The organism is Ramlibacter sp. (assembly GCF_029866045.1).
Lineage (GTDB): Bacteria > Pseudomonadota > Gammaproteobacteria > Burkholderiales > Burkholderiaceae_C > Ramlibacter.
Window position 1 is genome coordinate 22,771 of record NZ_JARXAB010000090.1, and the last position, 8,865, is coordinate 31,635.

7 protein-coding genes are annotated in these 8,865 nt (G+C 67.6%); 6 read left to right on the forward strand and 1 reads right to left on the reverse strand.

The genetic code is table 11. The features are described 5' to 3' along the window. Nucleotides 1-6: 6 nt before the first annotated feature. From QE494_RS10215 to garD, 6 genes are all read left to right on the forward strand, one after another. The gene (locus QE494_RS10215) at nt 7-1,527 is read left to right on the forward strand and encodes an aminotransferase class I/II-fold pyridoxal phosphate-dependent enzyme (RefSeq protein WP_300043010.1); all 1,521 of its coding nucleotides are present in this window, start codon (nt 7-9) and stop codon (nt 1,525-1,527) included. Beyond that, nucleotides 1,524-3,362 carry a nucleoside-diphosphate sugar epimerase/dehydratase gene (locus QE494_RS10220; RefSeq protein WP_300043013.1) on the forward strand — a complete coding sequence of 613 codons (1,839 nt, stop codon included), beginning with the start codon at nt 1,524-1,526 and terminating at the stop codon, nt 3,360-3,362. Before QE494_RS10215 ends, QE494_RS10220 begins: the two co-directional genes overlap by 4 nt. A gap of 145 nt (nt 3,363-3,507) precedes the next feature. Further along, nucleotides 3,508-4,227 (forward strand): FadR/GntR family transcriptional regulator, encoded by a 720-nt coding sequence (locus QE494_RS10225; protein WP_300043016.1) that lies wholly within the window; start codon nt 3,508-3,510, stop codon nt 4,225-4,227. 228 nt (nt 4,228-4,455) lie between these two features. Continuing rightward, nucleotides 4,456-5,415 carry a tripartite tricarboxylate transporter substrate binding protein gene (locus QE494_RS10230; protein WP_300043019.1) on the forward strand — a complete coding sequence of 320 codons (960 nt, stop codon included), beginning with the start codon at nt 4,456-4,458 and terminating at the stop codon, nt 5,413-5,415. Between the two features lie 10 nt (nt 5,416-5,425). Continuing rightward, the gene (gene gudD / locus QE494_RS10235) at nt 5,426-6,781 is read left to right on the forward strand and encodes a glucarate dehydratase (RefSeq protein WP_300043022.1); all 1,356 of its coding nucleotides are present in this window, start codon (nt 5,426-5,428) and stop codon (nt 6,779-6,781) included. Nucleotides 6,782-6,792: 11 nt separating this feature from the next. Next, nucleotides 6,793-8,367, forward strand: coding sequence for a galactarate dehydratase (gene garD / locus QE494_RS10240; RefSeq protein ID WP_300043025.1), 1,575 nt, complete (start codon nt 6,793-6,795; stop codon nt 8,365-8,367). On the opposite strand, the gene QE494_RS10245 is transcribed toward garD, so the two are convergent. Then, nucleotides 8,360-8,865 (reverse strand): LON peptidase substrate-binding domain-containing protein (locus QE494_RS10245; RefSeq protein WP_300043028.1); only part of this gene is annotated, 506 nt, incomplete at its 5' end. The two genes, garD and QE494_RS10245, sit on opposite strands and share 8 nt — an antisense overlap.

Genomic DNA, 8,865 nt, shown 5'->3' on the forward strand with positions numbered 1-8,865 from the left:
GCCACCATGAACGCCGATACCTTCAATGCCCTCTGCGTGCCCGTGAGTCTGCCCTGGAAGCAGGCGCTCACGGTCATGGACGACACCGCCCAGGGCGTGCTGCTTGCGGTCGATCCGCAAGGGCGCCTGCTGCGCACCATCACCGACGGTGACTTGCGGCGCGCAGTGCTCGGCGACGTCGCCGCCAACAAGACCTTGGCCGACCTGCCCGGGCGCGAGCCCCTGGTGGCCGACGAAAACGTCACCCCCGCCCAGTTGCAGGAACGCATGAACGCGCTGAGCATCCAGCATGTGCCGGTGGTGGACGCAGCTGGTCGGCCGATTGATCTGGTGTCAGCGCGTGAACTGGCCAGCCGCATCTGGCTGTCCTCGCCTCACTTGGGCGAGGAGGAGTCCGTCTTCGTCGAGGAGGCGTTCCGTACCAACTGGATTGCCCCCTTGGGCCCGCATGTCGACGGTTTCGAGAAGGAGCTGGCGGCGCACGTGGGCATGGGGCATGCCGCCGCGGTGAGTTCTGGCACGGCCGCCATTCATTTGGGCCTGCTGCTGCTGGGTGTGAAACCCGGCGACACCGTGTTTTGCTCCTCGCTCACCTTTGTGGGCAGCGCCAACCCGATCAACTACTGCGGCGCCCGGTCGGTGTTCATCGACTCCGAGCCCCAGACCTGGAACATGTCGCCGCAGGCGCTGGCGCGCGCCTTCGAATGGGCCCAGCGCGAGAACCGCCTGCCCCGCTGCGTGGTGATCGTGAACCTGTATGGCCAAAACGCCGACATGGACGCGCTGTTGCCGATCTGTGAGCAGTACGGCGTGCCGGTGCTGGAAGACGCGGCCGAATCCCTGGGCGCGAAGTACAAGGGCCGCGCCAGTGGCAGCTTTGGCCACCTGTCCATTTACTCCTTTAACGGCAACAAGATCATCACCACCTCTGGCGGCGGCATGCTGGTGAGCAACGACGCCGCGCTGATGGCCCGTGCCCGCAAGCTATCGACCCAGGCGCGCGAGCCGGCGCCGCATTACGAGCACGTGGAGACCGGCTTCAACTACCGAATGAGTAATGTGCTGGCGGGCATTGGCCGCGGCCAGCTCAAGGTGCTGGAAGATCGGGTGCGGGCGCGCCGGCGTGTCTTCGAGCGTTACCGCGAGGCCCTGGCTGGCCGCGGCGACATCGCCTGGCAGCCCGAGGGCGAAGGCCAATACGCCACCCGCTGGCTCACCTGCTTTGCCCTGACCGGCGGCGATCCCGCGGACCGCAGCGCGCGCCGTGATCGCCTCCTGCACGCCCTGGAGCGACATGCGGTCGAGGCCCGGCCGGTTTGGAAGCCCATGCACATGCAGCCCTTGTTCGCCGGTACGCCGTACTTCGAGCATGCGCCGGGCGAGGACGTTTCGCGGGCGCTCTTCGAAGCCGGTGTGTGCCTGCCCTCCGGCTCGAACATGAGCGACGCCGACCTGGAGCGGGTCATCGACTTGCTGCTGCGTGCCCTGGATCGCGACCAGGCCGACAGGGGAAGGGCGGCTGCATGATGCGGTCCCGCCACACGCTGGCGCAGCTCGCACTCGACCTGTTGCTGATCGGCCTGGCCTGGTGGGGTGCCTTTTGGCTTCGCTTCAACCTGGACCTGCCTACCGACTACGCAGAACTCGCCTGGCAAGCCCAGGCCGTGCCCTTGGCCGCCTATGCGCTAGCCCTGGTCGCCCTGCGGGTAGACCGGCATGTTTGGCGCTACGCCAGCTTGTCCGAGTTGCGCCAGCTGGCGCGGGCCCTGGCCCTGGGCGGCGCGCTGGCAGCGGCCGGGGTACTGATGCTGCGTTTGCCGCAGTTTCCGCGTGCCGTGCTCCTGATACACCCGCTGCTGGTGGTGGTGCTGCTGGCGGGTGCGCGGGCGCTGGCGCGTTCGTTGGCCGAGCGTGACGCGGGCGCTGGTGCAGGCGCAGGTGGCGCCGCCGCCGCTGGGCGCCGCCTGCTGGTGGTGGGCACGCTGCAGGAGGCCGCCGAAGCCCTGCGCGCCATCAAGGGCTCCCAGCATTGGCGTGCGGTGGGCATCGTCTCGCCACTGCCGCAAGAGGTGGGCCGCAGCCTGCAGGGCCTGACGGTAGTGGCCACGCCCGACTCCCTGGCCGAGGCCGCGCAAGACCACGGGGCCCAGGCCGCCCTGGTTGCCAGCAGCCCCGGCGCCCCGCAGCGCCGCGAGGTGATGCTGCAGGCGGCCGATGCGGGCCTGACTCTGCTCACACTGCCACGCGCAGACGCCTGGCTGCAGGCCGACCCATCGGCCGCCTCCGGTCCGCGTCGTGTGGCGCTGGAGGACCTGCTGGGTCGCACCCCGGTGCAACTCGATGTGGCTGGGCTTGCCGAGATGATCTCCGGCCAGACGGTGCTGGTGACTGGTGCGGGTGGCTCCATCGGCTCGGAGTTGTGCCGGCAGATCGCCCGCCTGGGCGCCGCTCGGCTCGTGTGCGTGGATGTGTCCGAGTACGCGATTTACGCGCTCGAGCAGGAGCTGCGCGAGGCCCACCCGCAGCTGCAAGGTGTTTACTACACCGCCAATGTGCGCGAGGCCGAGCGCCTGCGCGCCATTTTCCAGCGCCATGCGCCTTCGGTGGCCTTCCACGCCGCGGCCTACAAGCATGTGCCGCTGATGGAGCAGCTCAATGAGGTGGAGGCGCTACGCACCAACGTACTGGGCACGCTCAACGCCGCGCGGGTGGCCGGCGAGTGCGGCGTGCGCCGCTTCGTGATGATCAGCACGGACAAGGCGGTCAACCCAACCAACATCATGGGCGCCAGCAAGCGCCTGGCCGAACTGGTGGTGCAGGCCGTAGCGGCCGAAAATTCGGGCACGCAGTATGTGTCGGTGCGCTTTGGCAACGTGCTGGGCTCGAGCGGCTCGGTGGTGCCTCTGTTCACATCGCAAATCGCCAAGGGTGGGCCGGTGACGGTGACGCACCCGGACATCGTGCGCTATTTCATGACCATTCCCGAGGCCGCGCAGCTGGTGCTGCAGGCCGGCCTCATGGGAAGCTCGGGTCAGATCTTTGTGCTGGACATGGGCGAACCGGTGAAGATCCTGGACCTCGCCCGCATGATCATCCGGCTCTCGGGCAAAACCGAGGAAGAGATCCCCATCACTTTCAGCGGTCTGCGCCCCGGCGAAAAACTCTACGAAGAGCTGCTGGCCGACGACGAGACCACCGAGCCCACGCCTCACCCCAAGCTGCGGGTGGCGCGGGTCTCGGGCCTTCAGTCGCTGGACTTGGTCGCCGTCCAGGGCTGGATCGATACCGCCGGCCCGGCGCCCGAGGCTGGCGCCGTGCGCGCCTGGCTCATGTCTCGGGTGCCCGAGTACGCGGCGCGCTGAGCGGGGCGTCGGCTTGCTGAGGCTGCGCAGCCTCTTTTCGGCCTGGCGAAAGAAGTGCCAAAGGCCAGGCCGTACCGGCACAGATGGCAGACGGAGATGGCAAGTTTGATGAGACGTCGTACATCAACGGCTCCATAATTCGGGCATGAGCACGACCGCCCCTCGCCGACCCCGCTCTCTCACCGCCGACCTCGTTCAGGCCCTGGGCGACCGCATCCGTGACGGTCGGCTGCTCGCTGGCAGCAAGCTCCCCCGCGAGGCCGACCTGATGGTCGAATTCGGTGTCAGCCGAACGGTGGTGCGGGAGGCCATGTCGAAGTTGCAGGCCGCCGGCATGGTCGAAACCCGTCACGGCGTGGGCACCTTCGTGGTGGGCCCGGGTGACGCCAGCAGCTTCCGTATCGCGCCTGACCAGGTCGTCACGCTCCAGGAGGTGATCGGGGTGCTCGAGTTGCGCATCGCGGTCGAGACCGAGGCCGCGGGCCTGGCGGCCAGCCGGCGCGATGCAGCGAATCTGCAGGCCATGCGATCCGCACTGGACACCTTTGTGTTGGCGGTGGAGGAGGGGCGCGATGCGGTGGGGTCCGACTTCCAGTTCCACCTGGAGGTGGCCCGCGCCAGCCGCAACCATCATTTCGCGGACCTGCTGGCTGCCCTGGGCGGCATGATGATTCCGCGCGCTCGGCTCGAGCCCGCCGTTCCTTTGACGCCCGAACGGCGGGAGTACCTCCAGCGGGTCCATGCCGAGCACGAGAGCCTGTACGAGGCGATTGCCCGCCAGGACGCCGACGCGGCCCGTGCAGCCATGCGCACCCACCTGAGCAACAGCCGCGAGCGACGGCGGCGGGCGATGCCCAAGGGCTGATCGGCGGACCGCGTGATGCCGACCGACGACCGGGAACCTCGCTACGGTGACATTGATCATCAGAGATATGATGTCTTATCTCTTTTGTGAGCTTCTGCCCGGTGTCCACCGTGGCAGGGCAAACCTTGCCGATGCCCCCACCGCCGGGAGCAGCCGGACCGGCGCTGATGCCGGCCTGCGCCTCGGTACCCAACCTTGATCCACGACCCACGACCCAGGAGACAAATGATGAAAAAACTTATCGTTGCCATGATGACCAGCCTGGTCACACTGGCTTCCACCGCGCAGCCCTTCCCGAGCAAGCCCATCACACTGGTGGTGCCCTTTCCGCCTGGCGGCTCCACCGACCTGATCGCCCGCGTGCTGGCGCCCAAGTTGCAGGAGCGCCTGGGCGCCTCCTCGGTGGCGGTGGACAACCGCGGTGGCGCCACCGGCACCATCGGCACCGGACAGGTGGCCAAGGCCCCGGCCGACGGCCACACCCTGCTGGTGTCGTCCCTGGGCCCCTTCGTGATTGCGCCGCACCTGATCAAGGCGCCCTATGACGCGCTCAAAGACCTGGACCCGATCACCATCATCGTGCAGGCCCCCAACGTACTGGTGGTACCTGCTGCCTCGCCGCACAGGACCATGGCCGATGTGATGGCCTTCGTGAAGGCCAACCCGAACAAGATGGCCTTCGCCTCCTCGGGCAACGGCAGCAGCGACCACCTCACCGCAGAACTGTTCTGGCAGCAGACCGGCACCACCGGCATCCACATCCCCTACAAGGGCGGCGGCCCGGTGATGAACGACCTCTTGGGCAACCAGGTGGATTCGTCCTTCATGAACATCAACACCGCCATGCCGCAGATCCAGTCGGGCAAGTTGCGGCCGCTGGTCATCACCAGCGCCAAGCGCTCACCGCTGCTGCCCAATGTGCCAACGCTCGATGAACTGGGCATTCGGGACGCGGGCGTCACCTCCTGGCAGGCCCTGGCCGCGCCGCGCGGCCTGCCCGCCGACGTGAAGGCCCGTATCCACGCGGCCACTCTGGCCACGTTCAACGAGCCAGCGATCAGAACCCGGCTGCTGGACCTCGGTTTCGAGATGGTCCTGAACACCCCCGAGCAGTTCGCCGCCTTCCAGGCCGCTGAATATGCCCGCTGGCAAAGCCTGATCACCAGTCGCAAGATCACTGCCGACTGAGAAAGCCCCCATGGCCCTGTCTTCCGCCCCGCGTATCGCCCAACTGCAGGTCATTCCCGTCGCCGGCCGCGACGGCATGCTGCTCAATCTGTCGGGTGCGCACGCGCCTTTCTTCACCCGCAACCTGGTGATCGCTACGGATACCGCCGGCCATACCGGCCTGGGTGAGGTGCCCGGCGGCGAGAAGATCCGCCAGACCCTGGAGGACGCGCGCCCGCTGGTCGAAGGGCGCACTGTGGGCGATTTGCAGGCCATCTTGCAGGACGTTCGTACCCGCTTCGCCGACCGCGATGCCGGGGGGCGCGGCCTGCAAACCTTTGACCTGCGCACCACTATCCATGCGGTCGCTGCGATCGAATCGGCGCTGCTGGACCTGCAGGGCCAGCACTTGGGGGTGCCAGTGGCGGCCTTGCTGGGTGAGGGACAGCAGCGCGACGCGGTGCAGATGCTGGGTTACCTGTTCTTCGTCGGTGACCGCAACAAGACCGATCTTCCCTATGTCGATCCGGCCAGCGATCCGTCCGGCGAACAGGCCGCGCCCGATGACTGGTTGCGCCTGCGCCACGAGGCTGCGATGACGCCCGACGCCGTGGTGCGCCTGGCCGAAGCCGCACACCGACGCTATGGCTTCCAGGACTTCAAGCTCAAGGGCGGGGTGCTGCGTGGCGAGGAGGAGGTGGAGGCGATACATGCCTTGCACGCGCGCTTTCCGCAGGCTCGGGTCACGCTTGATCCCAACGGGGGCTGGTTACTGAAGGACGCGGTGCGCTTGCTGCGAGACCTGCATGGCGTGCTGGCCTATGCCGAGGACCCCTGCGGGGCGGAAGACGGCTTCTCCGGTCGCGAGGTGATGGCCGAGTTTCGCCGTGCCACCGGCCTGCTCACCGCCACCAACATGGTCGCGACCGACTGGCGCCAGCTGGCCCATTCGCTGGCGCTGCAGGCGGTGGACATTCCCCTGGCCGACCCGCATTTCTGGACCCTGGCGGGTTCGGTGCGGGTAGCCCAGACCTGCCGTGACTGGGGCCTGACCTGGGGCTCGCATTCCAACAACCACTTCGACGTGTCGCTGGCCATGTTCACCCATGTCGGCGCGGCCGCGCCCGGCAAGGTGACCGCGATCGACACCCACTGGATCTGGCAGGACGGCCAGCGTCTCACCAAGGATCCGCTCAAGATCGAAGGCGGCTACGTGCAGGTGCCCAAGAAGCCGGGTCTGGGCATTGAGCTGGATATGGCCGAGGTGGAGAAGGCTCATGCGCTTTACCAGCAGCACGGCCTGGGCGCACGCGACGATGCGATCGCGATGCAGTACCTGATTCCCGGCTGGAAGTTCGACCCCAAGAAGCCCTGCCTGGTGCGCTAACGCCCGACGCCATGCCCACTCGACCGCCCCTTCTCATTCGCATGCATGCGGCCGACAACGTGGCCATCGTCGCCAATGACGGCGGCCTGCCCGCGGGCACTGCCCTGCCCGGTGGCCCGACGCTGCGCGACAAGGTGCCGCAGGGCCACAAGGTGGCCCTGGTCGATTTGCCTGCGGGCACGGAGGTCAGGCGTTACGACGTCACCATCGGCCGCACGACCCAAGACCTGCCGGCCGGCAGCTGGGTGCACGAGCGGGTGCTGGAAATGCCCCAGGCCCGCGCGCTCGAGGCCCTGCCTATGGCCACCAGCCGAGTGGCGCCGATGGAGCCCCTGGCGGGCTTCACCTTCGAGGGCTATCGCAACGCCGATGGCAGCGTGGGCACCCGCAACATTCTGGCCATCACCCAGACGGTGCAATGCGTCGCTGGCGTGGTGGACTTCGCGGTGCAGCGCATCAAGTCCGAGCTGCTGCCGCTCTACCCCCATGTTGACGACGTGGTGGGTCTCGAACACAGCTACGGCTGCGGCGTGGCGATCGACGCACCGGACGCGGTGATCCCGATCCGCACCTTGCGCAACATCAGCCGCAACCCCAACTTCGGCGGCGAGGTGATGGTGGTGAGCCTGGGCTGCGAGAAGCTGCAGCCCGAGCGCTTGCTGCCGCCGGGCACCATCCCCATCACCGATACGCGTGCCGATGGCACCGCGGGTCTGGACGTGGTTTGCCTGCAAGACGACTCGCATGTGGGCTTCATGTCCATGATCGAGGGCGTGATGCGTCAGGCCCGCGTTCACCTCGAGCGCCTCAATCGCCGCCGCCGCGAGACGGTACCGGCCAGCGCCCTCGTGGTGGGTGTGCAGTGCGGCGGCTCAGACGCCTTCTCGGGCGTGACCGCCAACCCGGCGGTGGGCTTTTGCACCGATTTGCTGGTGCGCGCCGGCGCTACGGTGATGTTCTCCGAAGTGACCGAGGTGCGCGATGGCATCGCCCAGCTCACCTCGCGCGCCGCCACGCCGGAGGTGGCCGAGGCCATGGTCAAGGAAATGGCCTGGTACGACGCTTACCTGCAGCGTGGCAGTGCCGACCGCAGCGCCAATACCACGCCGGGCAACAAGCAGGGCGGGCTGTCCAACATCGTCGAAAAGGCCATGGGCTCCATCGTCAAGTCGGGCAGCGCGCAGATCGCTGGGGCGCTATCGCCGGGGGAGAGGCTCTCGGACAAAGGCATCACGAGCGGACTGGTCTACGCCGCCACCCCAGCCAGTGACTTCATTTGCGGCACGCTGCAGCTGGCCGCGGGCATGAACATGCATATCTTCACCACCGGCCGCGGCACGCCTTATGGCCTGGCCGCCTGCCCGGTGGTCAAGGTAGCCACTCGAACGGACTTGGCGCGGCGCTGGCATGACCTGATGGACATCAATGCCGGCCGCATTGCCGACGGCGAATCGACGATCGAGGAGACGGGCTGGGAGATGTTCCGCTTGCTGCTCGAGGTGGCCAGTGGTCGCAAGAAGACCTGGGCCGAGCACTGGAAGCTGCACAACGCGCTGGTGCTGTTCAATCCGGCACCGATTACCTGAGACCTGAGGGCGCGGGCGAGAGCAAATCGCCCACCAGCTCCAGCCGCAAGACCGGGTTGTCCAGGGCCATGAGCTGCTGCTTGGTCTCGAGCGGCAAGGGCAGCAGTTCGCTCCATCGGTTGGCGACCCAGGCGCAGTCGTCCAGATGCCAGGGCGAGCGCACCGGCATCCGGCTGCGGGCGTCGGCGGCGTGGGCACTGAGGGTTTCAAGCAGGTGGGCCAGTGAGGTGGCATGACCCTGCAGATCCTCCGGTATCGGCACCGCCGGATCGTCGGCCAGGGGCTGCGTCTGCCCCACCCACAAGCCGTGTTTGAGTTGCTGGCTGGACTGAAGCTGGAAGCGCGAGCCGCCGTGGGCCTGGATCATCAGCAAGCCGGGCTGGGGCGAGCTGATTTCGGCCACCGTGGCCAGCGTGCCCACCGGATGGAAGGCCTCCGGGCCAGTACCGGCCTGGCGGACCTCATGGCCCTGTGTGAGCGTGACCACGCCGAAGGGCC